This window comes from Hyphococcus aureus (assembly GCF_042643165.1).
GTDB classification, from domain to species: domain Bacteria; phylum Pseudomonadota; class Alphaproteobacteria; order Caulobacterales; family Parvularculaceae; genus Hyphococcus; species Hyphococcus aureus.
In genome coordinates this window covers 1884703-1906163 of the sequence record NZ_JBHRSH010000001.1, presented here as the reverse complement: position 1 = coordinate 1906163, position 21461 = coordinate 1884703, and the positions used below count along the sequence as shown (strand labels likewise).

Here is a 21461-nt window from a genome sequence, read left to right as displayed (position 1 = left end):
TTGGCTCAATCATCCTCGCCGTCAAAATAATCCACCGCGGAAGATGTGCGCCCGACATAGCGCAGGCGCACTTTTTCCGATGAGCCATCTTCACTGGAGAAAGCGGCGAATTTTCCAGAGTCCGGATATTCCACCACATCCATATTGCCGCCGGCGGAAATCGACAGATATTTCAGCAACTCCTTGCCGGTGTTGATAATCTGGTGCGCGCGTTCAGGCCCGCCGCAGGGCGCCGACAACAGATCGCCCGGCTTAATCGGGTGTGTCCCCTCGCCGAAGCGATATTCGCCTTCGCCTTCCAGGACGAAAAACAATTCTTCCGTCGCATGATGAACGTGAAACGGAAAGGCGCGCTTTCCCGGCTCCACAATTGTCATATTGACGCCGAGCTTATCCAGCCCCAGCGCCGGGCCCATACGTCCGAGCCTGGCTTTGAACTTTCCATTCGGGCTGGCGAAGTCCATGAACTCCGCGTCATCGATGTTCATGACACACTTGGTCATCACCCAACGCTCCCCTCTAAGCTGACGCTCACGAGCTTCTGCGCTTCGACGGCGAATTCCATGGGCAGCTCCTGCAACACTTCCTTGCAGAAGCCGTTGACGAGAAGCGCCACGGATTCTTCTTCCGACAAACCGCGTTGCTGGCAATAAAAGAGCTGGTCTTCGGAAAGACGCGAGGTGGTCGCTTCGTGCTCGAGGATCGCGCGCGGGTTTTTCGATTCCACATAAGGCACCGTATGCGCGCCGCAATTATTCCCGATCAACAGCGAGTCGCACTGGGTGAAGTTGCGCGCGCCCTCGGCCTTGCGGTGAATGCTGACGAGACCGCGATAGGTGGAGTTCGATTTGCCGGCGGAAATTCCCTTCGAAATGATCCGCGACTTGGTGTTCTTGCCCAGGTGAATCATCTTGGTGCCGGTGTCGGCCTGTTGGTGATTGTTGGTGATGGCGATGGAGTAGAACTCGCCCTGGCTGTTATCGCCTTTCAGCACGCAGGACGGATATTTCCACGTCACGGCGGAGCCGGTCTCCACCTGCGTCCATGAGACTTTGGAATTCACCCCGCGGCAGTCGGCGCGCTTGGTCACGAAATTATAGATGCCGCCCTTGCCGTCCTTGTCGCCGGGGTACCAGTTCTGCACGGTTGAATATTTGATCTCCGCGTCGTCTTCGACGACGAGTTCAACCACGGCGGCGTGCAACTGGTTTTCATCGCGCATGGGCGCAGTGCAGCCTTCGAGATAAGACACGTATGACCCCGGCGCCGCGACGATGAGCGTGCGCTCAAACTGGCCGGTATTCGCTTCGTTGATACGGAAATATGTGGACAGCTCCATGGGGCAGCGAACGCCCTCCGGCACATAAACGAAGGTGCCGTCGGAAAAGACCGCAGAGTTCAGGGTCGCAAAGAAATTGTCGGAGGTCGGCACCACCGTGCCGAGATACTTCCGGACCAAATCGGGGTGCTCGCGCACGGCCTCGGAAATCGACATGAAGATGACGCCGGCTTTCTGAAGCTCTTTCTTGAAGGTCGTGGCGACGGAGACGGAATCGAACACCGCATCGACGGCGACTTTCTTCTTTTCCGGCGCCGCCTCGTTTGGAGTTGGGCCATCGGGATGCGTTCTCGCCTCGCCGGGACTGGCGCCGGCGCCCGCAACACCGAGCAGCACTTCCGCCTCGCGCAAGGGAATGCCGAGCTTTTCAAAGTCGGCGAGAATTTCCGGCGGCACATCGTCAATGGAGTCGTATTTCGCGCCCGATGTCGGTTCGGAATAATAATAGGCGTCCTGATAATCGATCTTCGGATAGTGAACCATCGCCCAGGTCGGCTCGGTCATGGTCAGCCAGCGCCGGAACGCTTCGAGGCGCCATTCGAGCAGCCATTCCGGCTCTTCCTTTTTGGCGGAGATGAACCGCACCGTGTCTTCATTGAGACCCTTCGGCGCCTTCACCGATTCAATATCGGTCGAGAAACCGTATTTATAGGTCTCCAGCGATTTCGCTGTGGCGACGGTGTCTTTGGAAATGGTTTCTTTGATTTCGGACATTATGCGTTCCCAAACTTTTCAATAATTTCTTTTTGCTGCGCCCTCGGCAACGCATCTAACTCTTCAACGCTTAAGCCCGTTTTTTCCATTATTTTTTCGACCCAAAAAACTTGCCGGATCATCAAGAACACAAACAAAAGCACATATCCGATAACAGCCAGAAGAAGAGCACCTTCAAGGTAAGCTTTAGTCAGAAGCCCAGCGAAACATTTGAGCAATATCGCTATGCCCGCAAAAAACGGAACCAAAAGCGCGACGAAAATCGGAAATAGAAAATATATACGAAACGATGCCATCACGCCGCCCTCGCTTTGATGCGCGTGTAAGCTTTCGGCCATTCGCGTATGAAGGCGTCGGCGTCTTCGGCGCCCGAGTTCCAGCCGAGGGAGACGCGGATGGCCGAGGTCGCCTCTTCTTCGCTTGCGCCCATGGCGGTCAACACATGGCTCGGTTTTGTCTTGCCTGAGGAGCATGCGCTGCCCGCCGAAATCGCGAGCCCGGCGAGATCCATGGTCATCAATTGCGTGGCGCCGGGAAAGCCGTCCGCCGACAGACAAAGCGTGCCGGGCAAACGCTCTTCGCTGGCGCCCCAGATTTTCGCGCCCGCCGCAATCGCCGCGTCTTCCATGCGATTGCGCAAGGCGGTGATGTCATCGGCGCGCGCGAGGCTGTCTTTCGCAGACTCGCAAGCCAGACCCAGCCCGGCGATCCCCGCCACATTATGGGTGCCGGCGCGGCGATTGCTCTCATGGCCGCCGCCGCGCATCTGCGGTTCCAGCGGCAGGTTCGGGCCCGCGACCAGCGCGCCAACGCCGATGGGACCGCCAAATTTATGGCCGGTGAACGACATGATGTCCGCGCCCGACATGACAAAGTTGACGGGAACCTTGCCCACCGCCTGCGCGGCATCGCAGAAGAGAAGCCCGTCCGCTTCATGCGTAATCGCCGCCGCCTCTGCGACCGGCTGAATGACGCCGGTCTCGTTGTTGGCGAACATGAGACAGACCATGAAGCCGCCGTCGCGTTGCACATCATAATTGGCGAGCCGGTCTTTCAGCCAGGCGAGATCAACAAGGCCCGAGCGCAGCGCAGGAATGATTTCGATGTCGGCGCCGGTGGTTTCGGCGTTGGCGGCGACCGCCGTATGTTCAAGCGCGCTGATGAAAAACCGTTTGATCTTGTGCGGCGCCATTGCGCCATGCAGCGCATAATGGATCGACTCCGTTCCGCCGCTCGTGAAGATGACGCCATTGACTGGCGCATTGACCAAAGACCGCACCTGTTCGCGCGCATCTTCCAGAATTTTGTGCGCGCGCCGTCCCTCTTCATGCACCGACAGCGAATTGCCGTCATGACGCATCGTCTCGGCCACAAGATCGATCACCTCGGGTCGAATGGGCGCGGTCGCGTTGTGATCCAAATAATGCCGTTTCATTCCGCCGCCCCCGCAAAACTGTTTTCACGGATGGGCGCGTTCACCGCCGCCATGCCGGCGACGCGGCGCTCAATAATGTCTTCGAGCGTGACGGCGTTGAGAAACACTTCGATCTGACGGCCAAGCTCATCCCACAAATCATGGGTGAGGCATCGCGCACTCGTTCCCTGACAACCGATGGCGGACCCTGTGGCGCAGGCGGTTGTGCGAATTTCCTCATCCACAGCAGCAATAATATCCGCAACCCGCGTCTCGGAGGCGGGCGCCGTCAACGCGTAGCCGCCGGCGACGCCGCGAACGCTTTCCACCAGACCGGCGCGGCGGAGTTTTGCGAAAAGCTGTTCGAGGTAAGAAAGCGAAATCCCCTGACGCAGCGCCACGTCGGAAAGGGCGACCGGACCGTCGCTGCCCGTCGCCGCCCCGGTCGCCGCAATATCGGCGAGGGCCGAAACCGCATATCTGCCTTTGGTGGTGAGTTTCACTTGGCAAATCCTCTTATAAGCCTGTGCGCCTGATCCGCGCGGTTTGGCCGGTTCGGCTGGCGCCAAAGGGAAAACGTGCTATACGCGCCCGCTCTTCGACCCCTTGCGCAGCCGAGATAAGAAATCCGACCAAAACAGTCAACATTAGCGCCGCTTGAAAAACCGGTGAAAATGACGATTTCTGCGTCTCCAGGGGATGAAAAGTGAGTGAGCGGCTGGGGTTTCGCCCCTGCCCCGTCAGGATTTGAAAAGGTAGACGATGCCAGAAGTGATTTTCGCCGGTCCGGAAGGACGCCTTGAAGGCCGCTATCAAAAGGGGAAAGGCGATAATCCGCCTGTCGCCCTGATCCTGCACCCGCATCCGATGTTCGGCGGGACCATGAACAATCGCGCCACCTATGAACTGTACCAGATGTTCGTGCGCCGCGGTTTCTCGACCATGCGCTTCAATTTCCGCGGCGTCGGCCGCAGCCAAGGCGAGTATGATCAAGGCCAGGGCGAACTGGCGGACGCCGCGACCGCGCTTGATTACATGCAGCAGTTGAACCCGAATGCGCCCTTTAGCTGGGTCGCCGGCTTTTCCTTCGGCTCCTGGATTGCGATGCAGCTATTGATGCGCAGACCCGAAATCGTCGGCTTCATCGCCGGCTCAACGCCCGCCAATCTGTATGATTTTTCGTTCCTGGCGCCCTGCCCGTCTTCCGGCGTCGTTATCCACGCCGAGCATGACAAGATTTGCATGCCCGAAGAAACCCGCGGCATGGTCGAGCGCACACGGACGCAAAAGGGGCGCAAGATCGAATTCGAAGTGGTGCCCGGCGCAGACCATTTCTTCGAGTCCCATATTGAGGCGTTCATCAAGACCGCCGAGACTTATCTCGACAACCGCCTCGCCCATGATCTGCCGGAAGGCGAGTATCACGGCGAAAAATAGAGGCTGTCCAAAGGCTTAACCTTTGACGGATTTCCCCCGGATTAACTTTTGCAAGCCAGAATGATAGACTGGCGCAACTGTCCGGGGGGATATTATGCTTGAGATGCTCACGAAGGCGTTGCCGCTCGCTTGGCGGCCGTTTTCCGCAAAGCTTACCGGCGTGAGCGGCTTCACGGGCCGCGGCTCCATTTCCTATCTGATTGGCGGCGACGGCGCGACAAAACTCTCGGTCGACCTTCAAGGAGTGGCGGGACGCGAAGCGCAGGTCATGGCGAATGATCACAGCGTTGTTACGGTGAAGATTGTAAAAGGCCGCGTCAACGCAACATTCACCTCAAAGCGTGGTGCGATCCTGCCGAAACTTGAAGATGGCGCGCGCATCGACATCCGTCAGAATGGCGATGTCATTTTAAGCGGCGTTTTGTCCCGCAGCTGACGCGCTTTACCGCAACGCGTCTCGTGCAATTTCATTCATGCATGCTATCGTTTTCAGGCAAGCAATGAGGACCTGCGCAGGTGGCGTCAGACGATCAACATGACTTTGATGATGGCTTCCCAACGCCGCCGCCGCGCAACGCCCGCAATCTCCCGCTGAAAACAATATTGCTTGCGGCAGGCGTCGCGGCGCTCATCGTGCTGCTCGCGCTGTCCAATTAAAACCAATAAATTTGAAGCGCCTTAAGCGAGGCCGACGCGGCCGATCGACAGGAACTTATTCCGGCGCTGTTGCTTCAGCTCATCCGGAGAAAGATGCTCAAGCTCGCGGATCGCAGACTCTACCGCATCGCCGAGACGTTCAATCGTCAGCCCCGCATCGCGATGGGCGCCGCCAACAGGCTCTGCGATCACGCCGTCTATGACGCCAAGCTCGAGGAGATCCTGCGCGGAAATGCGCATCGCCTCCGCCGCATCCGGCGCCTTGTTTTCGCCTTTGCCGGCGGCGTCTTTCCACAAAATGGAGGCGCAGCCTTCCGGCGAAATCACCGAATAGACCGAATGTTCAAGCATCAGGACCTTGTTGGCCGCCGCCAGCGCAACCGCGCCGCCAGACCCGCCCTCGCCGACAATGACGGAGATCAGCGGAGCGCCGAGGCCAAGGCATTTTTCCGTACACGACGCAATTGCTTCGGCCTGTCCGCGCTCTTCCGCGCCGCGACCCGGATAGGCGCCGGGCGTATCGACGAGTGTCACCACAGGCATGTTGAAACGCTCGGCCATATCCATGAGGCGCATCGCCTTGCGATAGCCTTCGGGCCGGGCCATGCCGAAATTATGTTTCACACGGCCCGCCGTGTCCGCGCCTTTTTCATGACCGATGAGCATGACCGAGCGTCCACGAAGGCGCGCCGGTCCGCCAAGGATCGCCGCATCCTCGCCAAAGGCGCGGTCGCCCGCGAGCGGTGTAAAGTCATCGACAAGCTGCGCTACATAGTCAGCGAAATGCGGTCGCGACCCGTGACGGGCGACTTGCGTCTTCTGCCAGCGCGACAATTTTGAATAGGCGTCGGACAAAAGACTGTCCGCCTTGCCCTGAAGCTTTTCAATTTCTTCGTCTACATTGACGCCGGTCTCGCCATCCATCTGGCGCAGATCAGAAATCTTGCCCTCAAGTTCGGCGATCGGTTTTTCGAAGTCGAGATAAGTGCGCATGGGCGACGACATAACAAAACTTTGGTTAGGGATGAGATAGAAGGATCTCTGCAATACCTAGTATTTTGGCAAATAGGCGGCAACCCTTCTAAGGTCGCGCCGGGAGATTCGCTTATTTTCCGCCCTTTTTCCGGGCCAGTGGGTGTTTTGACATGACAAGATCGCGCAGCCGGTCCTGAGCGACATGGGTGTAGATCTCGGTCGTGGTGATGTCCGCATGACCCAGCATCTGCTGGACGGTTCTGAGATCAGCCCCGCCATCCAGCAGGTGCGTCGCAAAGGCATGGCGCAGGACATGGGGAGACACCTTGGACGGGAGCACCCCGGCGGCGGCGGCGAGGTCTTTGAGCATCTGGGCGAACCGCGCCGCCGTGATATGCCCGGTTTTGCCGCGCGAGGGAAACAGCCATGGCGAGGCGGCGCCCTCTTCCAGAAACTCGCCACGCACGCCGAGATAAGCCTCGACGGCCTCGACCGCCCGCGCGGTCAGCGGCGCAAGACGCTCCTTGTCGCCTTTGCCGCGGATGATCAACAACCGCTCGCCCTTGCGCATGGCGGCGAGCGGCAAGCCCACAAGCTCCGACACACGCAACCCGCCCGCATAGAGAATTTCCAGCATGGCGATAAGACGCTTGCCCTTGGCGCCCTCAATCGCCTCCGCCGCCTCAAACAAAGCCTCGACCTCTTCGCGGCTGAGAATTTTGGGAAGCGCTCTTTGTGTTTTCGGGCGCTCAATTGCGGCCGTCGGATTATCGGCGCGAAGCCCTTCCGTATAGAGAAACTGATAAAACTGGCGCAGCGCGGACGTTTTCAGCGCGGCCGTCGCTGCGGACAGCTCCTGTTGTTCCAACGCCTCCAACCAGGCGGCGATGTCGTTGGCGCCAGCGGTTTCCAGCGTCTCATGACGATGGGTAATGAAGACAGAAAACCGCTCAAGGTCGCGGCCATAGTTCTTTAGGGTGTTGGCTGCAGCAGCGCGCTCCACCGCCATCATTTCCAGAAACGCCTCTATCAGCCGGGCGTTTGTTTGCGACGCTTCTGCGCGCTTTGCGCTCATCGCTTTTCCATCAAAGACATCACCGGCTTTTCGGCGGCTTGATGCGCGGCGCAAAACCGCCCTCTTCGCTCGTCGACGCAGCTTGCCCCGCCGCAGGCGCGGCTGCGAAAGCGGACGCCAGCGCGCGCTCGAACTGGTGACGCCGGCCAAGCTCCGGCATCCCCGCCGCGTCCAGACCTTCTTCAATAATCACGGCCTCAACCTCGCCGCCAAAAGCCGCAGAACCTGACGACGCCGCCAGCGCGGCAAGCCCCGCCTGACCGACCTTTTCGCCAGCCACGGCGTCAAAAGCCGCTTCCAGAATGCGGGCCGTCACCGAAGGGTCTTCATGGGCGCGGGCTCCCGCACCCGTCACGCCCGGTTCGTTCGAAAGAAGAGACACCCCGGCGCCGCGGGCGATGCGCGCAGCCGTTTGCGGATCGAGAACCGAGAGCAAATTGACCCGGTCGATAAATTCAATCCCGAGCGCTTCAGGCAAGGCGGCGACGCTTTCATTTGCGCCGATCATTGAGGCGAGCCAGCGGCCGGCGCCAACACTGTCGCCGGTGGTCATCGCGGCAAGGGCGAAGCTTGACGCCTCTTCCGGAGAAACAATCACGCCTTCGAGCGTGGCGATTTGCTCCGCATAAAGATGCGCCAGCGAATAGGCGCGGTGAAAACTGTCTGCGCGCGCAAGCGCAAGGGAAATGCGCTGCGCCTTGTCGCGAATGAATTCAGGCGCCGTCATCGCAGCGATAGATTGATAGAGGAGCGCATCCGTGACCGGATCGCCGGGCCGCGCCGCCGCCGTATCGATCGCCGCTCCAAGATCGGCGACTTCAAACTGGATGCCGCTGAACAGGGCGTTGAGGCGCGATGGCTCCATGATGCCGAGCGCCACGGCGCGCATGGTGGCTTCGATCCGCAACGCATTGGAAACGCCGGCGTCGCGCGCAACCGCCGCTATGACACCGCCTTCGGCCCCCGCCAGATCGTTGAGACTCATCTCAACGCCAGCAGCTTTGAGCGCAGCATATTGAAGCGGGGTTGTGATCGGCGGGACGTCCTTTGGCGGGGCGCCCGCAGCAGCGGCGAAAAACAGGGCTTCATCCGCCTGGGAAATCGCGCCGCGCTCGCGCAGCAGATTCATGGTGAGGTCAAGCGCGTCTAGCTCACCGGCGCGGGCGTAACAGAAAGCTCTGAGCCGCACCCAGAAAATCGCCTCGCGCCCGCCCGCAAGCCCGGCGCCGCGACGGCAGGCGTATTCAGCATCGCCGTTCAGAAGGCTGATCGTCGCGTCGGCCTCAGCCACGACAAGATCGTTGCGGCCGGCGCTTGCGAGACTGGCGATATTGCGGGCCTCATCAACGAAGCCTGCCCGCGCGAGCGCGAGCATTTTCTTGCCGCCAAGCGAGACGTCCGCCCCGGCGGGCTTGGCGCCGGGCGACAAAAGCGTCCGCCGCATCGCTCTGCCAAGGCTAGGCGAGGCCGGGCGCACCGGCGCGTGGGACAAGAGGAAATCGAGAATCTGCGGATCGGAATTGGTCCAGAGCGTCGCGGGAAGCCCGCGCTCGCCCTCCTCAAGCCCGCCAATGGCGAAAGCATCCGTTGGGAGCTGCGCGGTTTCGACGGTGTCCGGCGGCGCGATCTGGGCGACCGCAAAGGGAACGCTGGCCCCGGCGACAAAGGCGGAGGCCGCTGCGGCGAGGAGCTTATTGCGGTTCATAATTGGCTTCCGTCTGAATTTCGCGGGTCTCCGGCTCCATCATCTGGCCATAAACGAAAAGCCCAATCAGCCCGGCCAGGGCCACCAGCAACAGAATTCCTACAAACCGCACGAAACCGCTCCCTTCGAGGCCCAACTCGCTGACGCCAGCCAGCATAGCACGCTATTCGCCCAGCGCGCCGCCCGCCTTCCCTGACAATGACGCCTCAACCAGCATACGAACTAGCATCCCGAAGCGCGCTCCCCTACATCTAGCCTTCATGGGGCAAGCTCGTAAACACCCTGACCTTATCTGCGCCCGGCCAGTGGTTCTGGTCGGTATGATGGGCGTTGGCAAAACCACCGTCGGAAGGCGCCTTGCCGCGCGCCTCGAGCTCCCCTTTTACGACGCCGATCACGAAATTGAAAAAGCCGCCGGCATGACCGTTTCCGATCTGTTCGCCGCCCATGGAGAGCAAAGTTTCCGCGAGGGCGAGGCCCGGGTGATCAAGCGCCTGCTCGAAGGGCCGCCCCATGTCCTCGCCACCGGCGGCGGCGCCGTCACCAATCCGGAAACCCGCGCCCTCATCGCTGAGCGCACCGTCTCAATCTGGATCCGGGCTGAAATCGACACCATCGTCAAACGGGCGAGTAAAAGGAACACAAGACCCCTGCTCCAGAATGACGACCCGCGTGAGACGCTGATCAGGCTGATGAAGGAACGCGAACCTTTTTACGCCAGCGCCGATATTCATATCGACAGCCAGACGGGACCGCATGCAAATACGGTCGATCTGATTGTCGATGCATTGTGCGCCCGTCCGGATCTCCTGACGGCAATTGAGGAGCCCATGTCATGACCGCCGAAACCGTGCGCGTTCCCTTAAGCGACCGGTCCTATGACATTACGATTGGCGCCAACCTGATCGAGCAGGCCGGCGCACTGCTCGGACCGCATCTGAAACGGTCGCGCACGGCTGTCGTGACGGACGAGAATGTTTTCGTGACGCAGGGCGAACGCCTGCGTGAAGGGCTGGCCGCATCGGGTATTGAAGCCGATTTCATCACCCTCCCTGCGGGCGAAGCGACGAAATCATTCGCCGAGCTGGAAAAACTGACGGGACGCTTGCTCGATCTCGGCGTTGAGCGTGACGATGTAGTGATCGCTTTTGGCGGCGGCGTGATCGGCGATCTGACCGGGTTCGCCTGCTCAGTGCTTCGGCGGGGCTGCCGCTTTGCGCAAATTCCGACGACATTGCTCGCCCAGGTCGACAGCGCCGTTGGCGGCAAGACCGCGATCAATGTCGCCCAGGGTAAAAACCTCATCGGCGCTTTTCATCAGCCGGTGGCGGTGATTGCGGACATCACCTCGCTCGACAGCCTGCCAATGCGCGAGCTGAAAGCGGGTTACGCCGAAGTCGTGAAATACGGTCTGATCTCTGACCCCGACTTTTTCCGCTGGCTCGAAGAAAACGGCCCCGCCCTTTTTGAAGGGAATGAAGGCGCGCGCATTCACGCCATTAAAAAATCATGCGAGGCGAAGGCGGCGATTGTCAGCGCCGATGAAAAGGAAAAAGGCGCGCGCGCCCTGCTCAATCTCGGCCACACTTTCGGGCACGCTTTCGAGGCCTATTTCGGCTATTCGAACAAGCTCCTCCATGGCGAGGGCGTCGCGCTCGGGATGGCGCTCGCTTTCGATTATTCCGCCAGCGAAGGCCTTTGCCCGGCGCCAGACGCCGAGCGCGTGAAAGCTCACCTTAAAAACACAGGGCTGCCGTCTGAGATCAGCGATCTCAACTCGGAAATCACAGCCGACATCATCGCGAAATACATGATGCAGGATAAAAAGGTTGAACAAGGCAAGCTGACGCTGATCCTTGCAAAAGCCATCGGCGGCGCTTTTATCGCCAAAGATTCAGACCTTTCCACCGTTACCGCCTTCCTCAAGGAGAAAACCGGCGAATAGCCGGTGACAATCACCTCATGCCAAATATTGATCCGGCGATCTTCCTGCCCATTGGAACCATCGTTTTTCTGCTCTTCCTTTCGGCCTTCTTTTCGGGCTCGGAAACAGCGCTAACTGCAACCTCAAAAGCGCGCATGCACAAGCTGGAAAGCGACGGCAATCTGAACGCGCGCCGGGTCAATCTTCTCATCAAGAACCGCGAGCGGCTGATTGGCGCCATTCTTCTCGGTAACAACCTTGTGAATATTCTTGCATCGGTTATCGCCGCAAGCGTCTTTAATCAGCTTTTCGGCGCGTCTCTAATCGCCACCGGTCTTGCAACCGCAACCATGACGGTGCTCGTGCTTGTATTCGCTGAAGTGACGCCGAAAACCGCAGCCATCACCCGCCCTGATACGGTCGCCATGCTGGTGGCGCCGGTGATGCGGTGGGTCGTCTATATCCTCGCGCCCGTCACCTGGCTGGTGCAGATGTTTGTGCGCGGAGTCTTTCACATTTTCGGTCTGGATATTTCGAAAGACAGCGCCGTCTTTTCCGCGGAGGAAGAACTCCGCGGCGCCATCGATCTTCATCATTACGAAGGCCGGGTCGACAAGGAATCGCGCGACCTCATTCGTGGCGCGCTCGATCTCAATGAAATCCGCACGGAAGAGATCATGATCCACCGGAAATCGATCGAGATGCTCGATATCGATATGGCCAAAGACGCGCTGATTCGTCAGGCGCTCAAAAGCGCGCACACCCGCCTGCCGCTTTATCGCGAGAACCCCGACAACATTATCGGCATTCTTCACGCCAAGGACCTGTTGCGCGCGCTCTGGGACGCGGAAGGCAACGCTGACGCCATCAATTTCGAGGCGCTGGCGCGCGAGCCCTATTTCGCGCCGGAGACAACGACGCTTCAGGAACAGCTCGACGCGTTCAAGGTGAAACAGGAGCATTTCGCACTGATCGTCGATGAATATGGCGCGCTGATGGGGCTCGTCACCCTCGAAGACATTCTCGAGGAAATCGTCGGTGAAATCGAAGACGAATATGACAGCCCGGTTCAGGGCGTGCGCCCGCAAGGCGACGGATCGCTAACGGTGGACGGCGACGTCACCTTGCGCGATCTCAACCGCGCCATGGACTGGAATTTGCCCGATGAAGAAGCCGTGACGGTCGCAGGCCTTGTCATTCACGAAGCTCAGAGTATTCCGGATGTGGGCCAGACCTTTTCGTTTTACGGGTTCCGGTTCAAAATCCTGCGCCGTCGGCGTAACCAGATCACCGCGTTGAAAATCACGCCCATCACCTGACAAGTTAAAGAAAGAAGCCGGACATGGCGAAAACTGCTGGCAAGAGCGCCTTCGTTTTCATTTTCATCACCATCCTTCTCAACATGATTGGCTTCGGCGTCATCATGCCCGTGATGCCGCAGCTCATCATGCAGGTGACGGGCGAAGATGTCTCCCATGCGGCGAAGTGGGGCGGCTATCTGTCCGTCGTATACGCCATCATGCAGTTCTTGATGATGCCGATCATTGGCGGCCTTTCCGACCGTTTCGGGCGCCGGCCTGTGATGCTGACATCGCTCGCCGCCTATTCATTCGACTTTTTCATCATGGCGATTGCACCGACGATCGGGATTATCCTTATCGCCCGCATTCTCGCCGGCGCATTCGCCGCGACCTTCTCGACAGCAAACGCCTACATTGCCGACATCTCACCGCCTGAAAAACGCGCCGCGAATTTCGGGCTGATCGGCGCTGCCTTCGGCGTCGGCTTCATCATCGGGCCCGGCATCGGCGGATTTCTGGGCGAACATTTCGGTCCGCGCGCGCCGTTTTATTTCGTCGCCGCGACGGGCGCCGTGAATTTCCTTTTCGGCTTTTTCGCCATGCCGGAAACCCTGACGCCTGAAAACCGGCGCCCTTTCGACTGGCGGCGCGCCAATGCACTCGGCAGCTTCCGGCAGTTTTCGAAATATCCGGTCATGCTGCCCATTGCGGCGGTCCTGTTCTTCGCGCAGCTCGCCCATTGGACCTATCCGTCGATCTGGTCCTATTACGCCATTGAGAAATTTTCCTGGAGCGAGGCCATGATCGGCGCCTCGCTCATGTATATGGGCCTTATGTCCGGCCTTGTTCAGGGCGGACTCACGCGAGTCGCCATTCCCAAGCTTGGCGAGCGCAGGGCGGCGCTGTTCGGCATCAGCATTACCGCAATCGGCTATTTATGTTTCGCGTTCGCCGGAAAAGGCTGGATGATTTTCGTCATCCTGACATTCACAGCCCTCGGCGGCCTTGCGCAACCGTCGCTGCAGGGAATCATGTCGCGCACCATTCCGCCGAATGCGCAAGGCGAGCTTCAAGGCGCGATTGCCGCGCTCAACAGCCTGACCATGGTGTTCAGCCCGTGGATCATGACCCAGATGTTCGCGGCGTTTTCGTCCCCGGGCGAACCTTTCACGCTTTTCGGCGCCACGATCCTGCCCGAAGGAGCGCCATTCTATTTCCCCGGAGCGCCTTTGGTGTTTGCGTTTGTGCTGGAGCTGTTTGCGCTCGCGCTGTTGTTCCTCGCCTTCAAGCGCATTCAGCGCCCGCGTGAAGAGGCGGCTGTGGATGCCGAACACGCAGCGGAACAGCCATCGCCAACGAATATTTAGACAGACTTGCGGTTAGACTGGCTTGCGGTGAGAGACCCCGCCACGCATGGGCGACGGAACCCGCGTGGTCTTGGGATAGCTGATGGGAAGCTTTTTCATGTTGCGGACGGCGAGATAGGCGAAGCATTCCGCTTCAAGATCGTCGCCGCGCCAGCCCGCCTCTTCGGCGGCGATGACTTTGGCTTCCAGACGCTCGCGCAAGGCCTGCATCATCGCCGGATTATGCCGGCCGCCGCCGCAGACGATATAGCCGCCGGGCAGATCCGGCAAAAACTTCTCCGACTGCGCGATGCAGGCCGCCGTAAAGGCGGTCAACGTCGCGGCGCCATCTTCCACCGATAGTCTTTTCACCTGATCCAGCTTGAAATCATAACGATCAAGAGATTTTGGCGGATAGCGGCGCAGATACGGATTGAGCAGCATCATGCGCAACGCTTCTTCATTGACCTTGCCGGCAAGGGCGAGCGCGCCGTCCTCATCCATATGCTCGCCGGTTTTCATCTCGACCCACTCATCGACAAGCCCGTTGCCCGGCCCGCAATCGAACGCAACGAGATCAAGCGCGTGACAGCCTTCAGGCACATAAGTGACATTGGAGACGCCGCCGAGGTTGATCACGCCGACAGGGCATTGCGGGCGCTCTTTCATCGCGGCGACAAGCGCACGGTGATAAATCGGCGCAAAAGGCGCGCCCTCCCCGCCTGCGGCGACATCGTTCGAACGGAAGTCATTGACGACATCAATGCGGGTTTCTTCCGCCAGCGTGCGGCCATTGCCCAACTGCCAGGTGCGCCCGGCGACGCCCGCCTCTTTCGAGGGACGGTGCAAAATCGTCTGGCCGTGAAAACCGATCACATCGATGTTCTTCCGGTTCAGTCCGGATTTTTCGAGGAGCCGTTCCACAGCGCTTACATGAGCGTAGGTGACCTCGCCCGCCGCCTTGCCGATCTCCTCTGCGCCATCGCGGCCTTCAAGCGCCGCCTTGATCGCGCGGCGCACCCAGATTTTAAGATCGCGGCTATAGGGAACATGCAGCGCAGGGCCCGCTTCCACAAAGTCGGCGCCATCGGTGACCAGCACCGCCGCATCGATCCCGTCGAGAGAGGTGCCGCTCATCAATCCGATGGCTGTCATCTTGTCGGACATGGAAGTTTCCCGTCAAAGGCCGCGCCTAGCCTATCCAGACTCGCGGCGAAAACTGAAATGTCTCTTAACCATACGCTCTCAATCCATGCCAATACGTTGGAATTCAAGACGTAAGGTGCTAGGGGCTCCCGTCCCGGCAGCAGAACAAACCAAGAGCAGCCCCATGAGCGGCAAAGCGACTTACAAATCCGATTTCCTGAACGTGCTCAACGAGCGCGGTTTCATCGCCCAAGGCACCAATCTCGAAGGTCTCGACGAGAAAGCGGCGGCTGGCCCGATCACCGGGTATATCGGCTATGACGCCACGGCGAAGTCGCTTCACGCCGGGCACTTGATCCAGATCGTTATGCTCTACTGGCTGCAGCAGACCGGCCACCGGCCGATTGCGCTGATGGGCGGCGGCACCACCAAGGTGGGCGACCCCACGGGCAAGGACGAACAGAGAAAACTTCTCACCGATGAGGAGATCGACGCCAATATCGCCTCGATCAAGGGCGCGTTCGAAAAATATCTGACCTTCGGCGACGGCCCGACGGACGCCCTGATGGTCAACAACAACGACTGGCTCTCAAAGCTCGGCTATGTGGGGTTCCTGCGCGATTATGGCGTGCATTTCACCATCAACCGCATGCTGACCTTTGACTCGGTCAAGTTGCGGCTTGAGCGTGAAAGCCCGATGACCTTCCTCGAATTCAATTACATGCTCATGCAGGCTTACGACTTTCATGAGCTCTACAACCGTCATGGCTGCATCCTGCAGCTTGGCGGTTCGGACCAGTGGGGCAATATCGTCAATGGCGTCGAGCTTTGCCGCCGCAAGGACGGCGCAGAGGTGTTCGGCCTGACGACGCCGCTGCTGACCACCGCTTCCGGCAAGAAAATGGGCAAAACCGAGGGCGGCGCCGTCTGGCTCAACGCCGACATGTATGCGCCCTATGATTACTGGCAATATTGGCGCAACGCCGAAGACGCGGATGTGGCGACGCTGCTTGCGCGCTTTACGACCCTGCCCATGGATGAGGTGAACCGGCTCGCCGCGCTGCAGGACGCTGAAATCAACGACGCCAAAAAAGTGCTGGCGACCGAAGCGACCGCCCTCCTCCATGGACGCGAGGCGGCGGAAAGCGCCGCGGCGACGGCGCAGAAAACTTTTGAGCAGGGCGGACTCGGCGGCGACCTGCCGACCATCGACATGGCGTCCAGCGCTCTTTCCGAAGCCGCGCTCATCGATCAGTTCATCGCTACGGGCCTGTGCGCCTCGAAAGGCGAAGCGCGTCGCCACATCAAGGCCGGCGCCCTCAAAGTGAATGACGAAGCGGTGAGTGAGGAACGCAATCTTGCGACGAGTGACGTGCGCGACAATGCGGTGAAACTTTCCATCGGCAAGAAGAAGCACGCCATTATCCGCGTGCAGTAATTATTGCGGCGACGGCTCTTCTTCCGGTTGCGCTTCCGGCGCGGTTTGTTCGGAAGGCGCGTCTTCACCCGCAGGCTCAACTTCAGACGGCAACGTGCGCGAGGGCTGCATCAACTGGCGGAAAATACCTGGAGTCAATGCTGACAGCGGATTGACGAAAACGCGCGGATCGGTGGTCTCCCCCGTCACGCTATAGGAAAAGGCGAGGATCCCCTCGCCTTTTTTGCCGACCAGAATATCGCCGATGATCGGCGCGCCGCCGAGAATCGAATTCAGGGCATAAACAGGCGCCACAGCGCCATTGAGATGGGAAACGCCGTTCGGTCCAAGGCCGATTTCGCCATCCGCCGTGATCCCCACGGACGACCCGGTGGCGCGCATGTCATCGACGGAAACGACGCCGTCCTTGTAATCAAACTGCCCATAGGCGTAGGCGAATTCGATGCCTTCTCCGCTCATCAGATTGGCGAGGCCGTCAAGCGATCCCGCGGAGAGAATACGCGCCAACAACGGCGCATTGACGATTTGCAGATTGCGTGCTTCCAGCTCGCCCGCGAAGCCCGGCACTCCCGGCTGGTGCAGGGCGATCCGCATGGACCCTTCGCCGCCTTCAATGGATTGAATGCCAAAGACGCCGCGCAGCAATTCACCGATCGCGCTGGTGCGCGCGTCAAGGGCGCGTTGCGGCCCCTCCGCGGCGCCGGTCAGCGCCATGTCCACCCGCAAGGGTTTTCCATCTTTGCCAAAGGCCGAGAAATCAAGCGCCTGCAACCGCGCCGCATCGCGGCTGAAATCAAGAGCGCCGTCGCGATAGACGACGCCATCGCGCAGGGCGATTTCATCGATGCGCGCCTGCAGGCTGATGCCGGCGCCCCAGTTCAGCGGCTCGCCGCCCTCGCCGCCAGTTCCTTCCAGAATTTGTTCAACCAACGGCGCCGCGTTTAAAAACGGCCCCACCGCGGTCAGATCAAGCCCGCCCATTGCGTCACGTTTGGCGGTCATAGTGAAATCGGCCGCATCGGAAAAATAGAAGCGGCGCAAACCCGCCTCCTGCAACGCGCCGTGCCGATCAAAAGAGAGCGTGCCGCCGACATCAACGCCGTCGCCGGTGATCGTCATGCGCTCGACCAAGACGCGATCGGCCTCGAACACCATGGACAGATCGCCGACAGCAGCCATGCCAGCCGGTTTGCGCCAGCCAAGCGGACCGAGGGTGACGATCGCATCAACGAAATTCGCTTTAACATCAAGGCTCTGAAAATCTCCAAGATCGCCAATCGCCTTGGCGTCGAAGGAAACCGGCCCGCGCAGAAATTGCCGCGAGGAAACGCCAAAAACATCGCCTGCGGACGAATTGAACACGCCGGAAATGGCGATGTCGGAAGGGCCATCCGTCTCAAAGAAATTCTGGCGCCAGACCATTTTAATCGGCGCCTCTTCCGCCAGCGAAGCGTCCGCCCTGACCGTCAGGGAGCGGGGTTTCAGCTCAACATCGCCTTTTGCATTTCTGAGCTGAATATCGCCGATCAGACCATCAAGCGTCATGTTTTCGAAAGTCGCCGTTCCAGTATAGGCGTATTCTTCTGGATCGACGTCGCGCTTGTTCGGGCGCATCACTTCAACGACGGCGCGCGCGTCTCCCGCGAATTGATCCGGGGACAGATTGACTTTGGACAATAATAATAGCGGCTCCTGATCGAGGACGCCGAGCATGTCCTGCGCTTTTCCGACCGCCGAGAACCGGTAGTAGGTCGGCTCCCATTTCGGGATAAAGACCGGGAATGCAACCTCGCCTTTGGTGATCGCAACATCGCCAACACGCGCGCTATCGACAGTCAGGGTGAAAGAATTGCCGCGTACGAGCCCGCTTCCCTTGCCATTGCGCAACGGCGTCATGCCAGTCACATAATGGGCTTTCGCGTCGCGCGCATCAAAGCTGAGCTGGAGCGCATCGTCTGGAAAACCGCCATCTTCTCCGATCGCGCCCGGCGACAAATTCATCGTGAAATCGAGATTGTCGATATGCGCCGTTTCGAGCCGGTCCTCGACCCAGTCGCGCGCGCCGCTCGCCAGTTTTTTTGGCCAGATAGAAAGCAGCCTTTCAGGATCGAGCGAGCCATCAATATCAAGATCGGCGATGGCGCCCGGCGACGGAGCCGCCGCGCCATCAACGCCTCTTGGCCGCAGCAGCGTGACGTTGCCGGACACTGCGAGACCGGCGAAAGACGCCTTTGTTTGCCGGATCGCGAGCCGCCGGTCAGAAACAAAATACTGCCCGTCCAGGAACAGCGCCTCCAGCGGCAAGGGCCCTGGCAACTGGTTCGGCGCGGTTACGACAATTTCATCGGACGCCAGCGTGAATGAAATGCTTTCAGGTTTCCTGATATCGTCTCCGAACGAAATCGACACATCTCCTGAAACCGCGCCTTTCGCGCCTTCGAGATCGAAATTGAAATGATCTATGGAGAAACGGTTCGCCTCCGGATCAAACCCTGTCTCCCATTCGATGAAGGATACTTTCCGGGGAACACCGCCAACGCGCAACACGCCCTCGCTGAGGCGCGCATTGAACTGCGACGACAGAACCGCGCCTTCTGATGTGAATGCAATATCCGCATGCCCGCTCGCCGGCGCGTCGATGATCGCGGCCACGTCGCCATAAAATGTGCTTAACAGATCGCCCACGGGAAAGTTTTCGCCATCAAGCATGACATTGATGACGCCATTCTCGGAATCATAATCAGCGGTCGCTTTCACGCCGGCGTTGACATCGCCCATATCTATCTTGCCATCGACCAGCGCAGTCAGGCCGGCGTCATTTCGCCGAAGACGCACTTCTGTCGACGGCGCCGTCCATGACCGTTCTGACGCTTCGTCAAAGAATGTAATTTCAGCATTCGATAAATGCGCTTCCTCGAAAGCGCTTTTCAACAATCCGCCTTCGAGTATGGCGGCAAGGCCCGGACCTTTTTTGCGGGGCGCTTTCACCTTGACGATCGGAATATCGACATTGAGATTTTCGCGCCGGATGATGCTGAGATGGGCGCGATCTGCGAGGATGGTCTTCGGACCGATCTCCCCTGAAAGAAAATCACCGAGATCGAACGTCATCAACAGCTGAGGCGCGCGCGCCGCCTCGTGACCGTCTGTGTCGAAAATGGAAATGTCATTCACCGCGAGACGATATTCGCCCCGCAACTCGGTGCGGCGCAATTCAATCTCACCGAGTTTGGCGTCGTAGCCTTTCGGCAATCGCCGCTCGACCGCGAATTCGACGCTCGGTTTGAAGAGGTCAAGCATCACCGGCCCCTGACCAAGGCGCCATGTGAGAAAAATCAGTGCGGCGGCGGCGATGGCGATCGCAAGAGCGATGACTTCAAGCGCAATGACAGCCGATTTCAACGCCCGCTTTTTCATGCAAGCCGCAACCCTCGCGACACTCTACCCTGATGGCGGCCCCGCCCCGTCCATCACCGGCGCCGCAAACGACTACCGGTACCGGCCAACGCGCGCGACGGCAAGGGAACGGACGGAAAACAAAAGCTGACGAACTCTGTGCACACTGGAGATTTTGGCGAAGGCCGATATGGTGCCGGGCTATCAACCAGCCTCTTAGGACATCGTCATGACGAAAGCGCTCGCCGAGGGCTCTAAAGCCCCGGCTTTCACCCTGCCCCTTGATGACGGGACAACGATTAAACTCAAGGATCTCGCCGGAGAGAAGATCGTCCTCTATTTCTACCCTAAAGACGACACGTCGGGCTGCACCAAGGAAGCCATCGCCTTTTCCGAGGACATCGCGAAATTCAAGCGCGCCAAGACCCGGATTATCGGCGTGTCGCGCGATACGCTCGCCAAGCACCAGAAGTTTAAAGAAAAACATGACCTTAAAGTCGATCTCGGGTCTGACGAAAGCGGCGCGGTCACCGAAAAATACGGCGTCTGGGTCGAAAAGAGCATGTATGGCCGAAAATATATGGGCATTGAGCGGGCGACCTTCCTGATCGACGAAAAGGGCGTAATCCGGAAAATCTGGCGCAAAGTGAAAGTGGCGGGCCACGCCGAAGAGGTGCTGGCGGCGGTGAAAGCGCTTTGAGCGAACCCGAAACCCTGTTTGCCGCGGCAGCGGCCGTTCTGGAAACTGCGGCGCCAGACGCAAAAGTGGCGGCGGCCCTCAAAGCCGACGAATTACGGCGCGCAGGCGCCCCGCTGGGCGCCGCTCACCCCCCGCCAGACCGTCCCGCCAGACCGGGCGCCCCGCCCCTGGTACCGCCCGGGGATACACCGCGCCGCCGTTTCGGCAGCCCGGAGGGCCGCGCCATCCTCCTCCACGCGATCGCCCACATCGAATTCAACGCCATCGACCTCGCCTTCGACATGGCTCTGCGATTTGCGCCCGCCATGGCCGAAGAGGGCCTCGATGCAGACGCTTTCGCCGCCGACTGGGTCCGTATAGGCGGTGAGGAGGCGCGCCATTTCCGGATGGTGGACGCCCGTCTCGCTGAACTCGAGTGCCGCTATGGCGACTTTCCCGCCCATGACGGGCTTTGGGAGGCGGCCGAAACCACACGCCATGACGCCCTCGCCCGCCTAGCATTGGCGCCGCTCATTTTGGAAGCGAGAGGACTTGACGTGACGCCGGAGATGATCAAAAGGCTGAAGGCGGTCGGAGATGAGCGCAGCGTCAGCGTTCTGGAGGTCATCTATCGCGAAGAAGTCGGTCACGTCGCCTGTGGAAAACGATGGTTCGACGCTCTGGCCGCCGCGAGAGGCCTTGAACCTGAAGCCGCTTTCAGGGACCTCACCAGGCGATATTTTCCAGGGCGGCTGAAACCGCCTTTTAACCATGAAGCAAGGGCGAATGCCGGCCTGTCACGCGAATTTTATGAACCTATTGGAAACGAAACCCGGGTTTAATCATAAGTTATGATAAAGACGGCGAAAAATAGCGTTACACCATCACATAACTATTGCGTAATGCGCAATTTTG

21 protein-coding genes are annotated in these 21461 nt (G+C 59.5%); 10 read left to right on the top strand and 11 right to left on the bottom strand.

What is annotated here, in order from left to right; genetic code table 11:
• Window positions 1–5: 5 nt before the first annotated feature.
• From ACFOOP_RS09345 to ACFOOP_RS09325, 5 genes are read right to left on the bottom strand one after another with little or no spacing between them, the layout of a single operon-like run.
• Entirely contained in the window at window positions 6–503 is a 498-nt protein-coding gene (locus tag ACFOOP_RS09345; protein ID WP_379880664.1) for a cupin domain-containing protein, read from the bottom strand.
• On the bottom strand, window positions 503–2053 hold the full coding sequence (sufB, locus tag ACFOOP_RS09340) for a Fe-S cluster assembly protein SufB (protein ID WP_379880663.1): 1551 nt from the start codon (window positions 2051–2053) through the stop codon (window positions 503–505). The genes ACFOOP_RS09345 and sufB overlap by 1 nt, the downstream gene beginning before the upstream one ends.
• Window positions 2053–2352, bottom strand: coding sequence for a hypothetical protein (locus ACFOOP_RS09335; protein ID WP_379880662.1), 300 nt, complete (start codon window positions 2350–2352; stop codon window positions 2053–2055). The genes sufB and ACFOOP_RS09335 overlap by 1 nt, the downstream gene beginning before the upstream one ends.
• A complete protein-coding gene (locus tag ACFOOP_RS09330) occupies window positions 2349–3488 on the bottom strand; it encodes a cysteine desulfurase family protein (protein WP_379880660.1) in 1140 nt (379 codons plus the stop codon). The genes ACFOOP_RS09335 and ACFOOP_RS09330 overlap by 4 nt, the downstream gene beginning before the upstream one ends.
• On the bottom strand, window positions 3485–3970 hold the full coding sequence (locus ACFOOP_RS09325) for an Rrf2 family transcriptional regulator (protein ID WP_379880659.1): 486 nt from the start codon (window positions 3968–3970) through the stop codon (window positions 3485–3487). Before ACFOOP_RS09325 ends, ACFOOP_RS09330 begins: the two co-directional genes overlap by 4 nt.
• A gap of 259 nt (window positions 3971–4229) precedes the next feature.
• On the opposite strand from ACFOOP_RS09325, the gene ACFOOP_RS09320 reads away from it, so the two are divergent.
• The 3 genes from ACFOOP_RS09320 (at window position 4230) to ACFOOP_RS09310 (ending at window position 5561) form a co-directional block, all read left to right on the top strand.
• Window positions 4230–4904, top strand: coding sequence for an alpha/beta hydrolase (locus tag ACFOOP_RS09320; protein WP_379880658.1), 675 nt, complete (start codon window positions 4230–4232; stop codon window positions 4902–4904).
• 94 nt (window positions 4905–4998) lie between these two features.
• Window positions 4999–5340: a hypothetical protein gene (locus tag ACFOOP_RS09315; RefSeq protein WP_379880657.1), complete on the top strand. Its 342-nt coding sequence runs from the start codon at window positions 4999–5001 to the stop codon at window positions 5338–5340.
• A gap of 80 nt (window positions 5341–5420) precedes the next feature.
• Window positions 5421–5561 carry a hypothetical protein gene (locus tag ACFOOP_RS09310; RefSeq protein ID WP_379880655.1) on the top strand — a complete coding sequence of 47 codons (141 nt, stop codon included), beginning with the start codon at window positions 5421–5423 and terminating at the stop codon, window positions 5559–5561.
• A 21-nt stretch (window positions 5562–5582) separates the two neighbouring features.
• Here the strand turns inward: ACFOOP_RS09310 and ACFOOP_RS09305 are convergent, their stop codons facing one another.
• The 4 genes from ACFOOP_RS09305 to ACFOOP_RS09290 form a co-directional block, all read right to left on the bottom strand.
• Complete coding sequence (locus tag ACFOOP_RS09305) at window positions 5583–6554, bottom strand: acetyl-CoA carboxylase carboxyltransferase subunit alpha (protein ID WP_379881546.1); 972 nt, start codon at window positions 6552–6554, stop codon at window positions 5583–5585.
• Between the two features lie 112 nt (window positions 6555–6666).
• Window positions 6667–7611 carry a site-specific tyrosine recombinase XerD gene (locus ACFOOP_RS09300; RefSeq protein WP_379880654.1) on the bottom strand — a complete coding sequence of 315 codons (945 nt, stop codon included), beginning with the start codon at window positions 7609–7611 and terminating at the stop codon, window positions 6667–6669.
• A 19-nt stretch (window positions 7612–7630) separates the two neighbouring features.
• The gene (locus ACFOOP_RS09295; protein ID WP_379880653.1) at window positions 7631–9316 is read right to left on the bottom strand and encodes a hypothetical protein; all 1686 of its coding nucleotides are present in this window, start codon (window positions 9314–9316) and stop codon (window positions 7631–7633) included.
• Window positions 9303–9428 (bottom strand): hypothetical protein, encoded by a 126-nt coding sequence (locus ACFOOP_RS09290; RefSeq protein WP_379880651.1) that lies wholly within the window; start codon window positions 9426–9428, stop codon window positions 9303–9305. The genes ACFOOP_RS09295 and ACFOOP_RS09290 overlap by 14 nt, the downstream gene beginning before the upstream one ends.
• A 148-nt stretch (window positions 9429–9576) precedes the next feature.
• Between ACFOOP_RS09290 and ACFOOP_RS09285 the strand changes: the two genes are divergently transcribed.
• From ACFOOP_RS09285 to ACFOOP_RS09270, 4 genes are read left to right on the top strand one after another with little or no spacing between them, the layout of a single operon-like run.
• On the top strand, window positions 9577–10155 hold the full coding sequence (locus tag ACFOOP_RS09285) for a shikimate kinase (RefSeq protein WP_379880650.1): 579 nt from the start codon (window positions 9577–9579) through the stop codon (window positions 10153–10155).
• Window positions 10152–11261, top strand: coding sequence for a 3-dehydroquinate synthase (aroB, locus tag ACFOOP_RS09280; protein WP_379880648.1), 1110 nt, complete (start codon window positions 10152–10154; stop codon window positions 11259–11261). Before ACFOOP_RS09285 ends, aroB begins: the two co-directional genes overlap by 4 nt.
• A gap of 17 nt (window positions 11262–11278) precedes the next feature.
• Complete coding sequence (locus ACFOOP_RS09275; RefSeq protein ID WP_379880647.1) at window positions 11279–12559, top strand: HlyC/CorC family transporter; 1281 nt, start codon at window positions 11279–11281, stop codon at window positions 12557–12559.
• A 23-nt stretch (window positions 12560–12582) separates the two neighbouring features.
• Window positions 12583–13908, top strand: coding sequence for a TCR/Tet family MFS transporter (locus tag ACFOOP_RS09270; protein ID WP_379880645.1), 1326 nt, complete (start codon window positions 12583–12585; stop codon window positions 13906–13908).
• Window positions 13909–13920: 12 nt separating this feature from the next.
• Here the strand turns inward: ACFOOP_RS09270 and ACFOOP_RS09265 are convergent, their stop codons facing one another.
• Window positions 13921–15054, bottom strand: a complete 1134-nt coding sequence (locus ACFOOP_RS09265; protein WP_379880643.1) for an anhydro-N-acetylmuramic acid kinase — start codon at window positions 15052–15054, stop codon at window positions 13921–13923.
• Between the two features lie 163 nt (window positions 15055–15217).
• Between ACFOOP_RS09265 and tyrS the strand changes: the two genes are divergently transcribed.
• Complete coding sequence (gene tyrS, locus ACFOOP_RS09260; protein ID WP_379880641.1) at window positions 15218–16471, top strand: tyrosine--tRNA ligase; 1254 nt, start codon at window positions 15218–15220, stop codon at window positions 16469–16471.
• Here tyrS and ACFOOP_RS09255 read toward each other — a convergent pair whose 3' ends face one another.
• Window positions 16472–19888 carry a YhdP family protein gene (locus ACFOOP_RS09255; RefSeq protein ID WP_379880639.1) on the bottom strand — a complete coding sequence of 1139 codons (3417 nt, stop codon included), beginning with the start codon at window positions 19886–19888 and terminating at the stop codon, window positions 16472–16474. It abuts the gene before it with no gap.
• A 208-nt stretch (window positions 19889–20096) separates the two neighbouring features.
• Between ACFOOP_RS09255 and bcp the strand changes: the two genes are divergently transcribed.
• Window positions 20097–20567 (top strand): thioredoxin-dependent thiol peroxidase, encoded by a 471-nt coding sequence (bcp, locus tag ACFOOP_RS09250; RefSeq protein ID WP_379880637.1) that lies wholly within the window; start codon window positions 20097–20099, stop codon window positions 20565–20567.
• A complete protein-coding gene (locus ACFOOP_RS09245; RefSeq protein ID WP_379880635.1) occupies window positions 20564–21388 on the top strand; it encodes a ferritin-like domain-containing protein in 825 nt (274 codons plus the stop codon). Before bcp ends, ACFOOP_RS09245 begins: the two co-directional genes overlap by 4 nt.
• The last annotated feature ends 73 nt before the right edge of the window (window positions 21389–21461 follow it).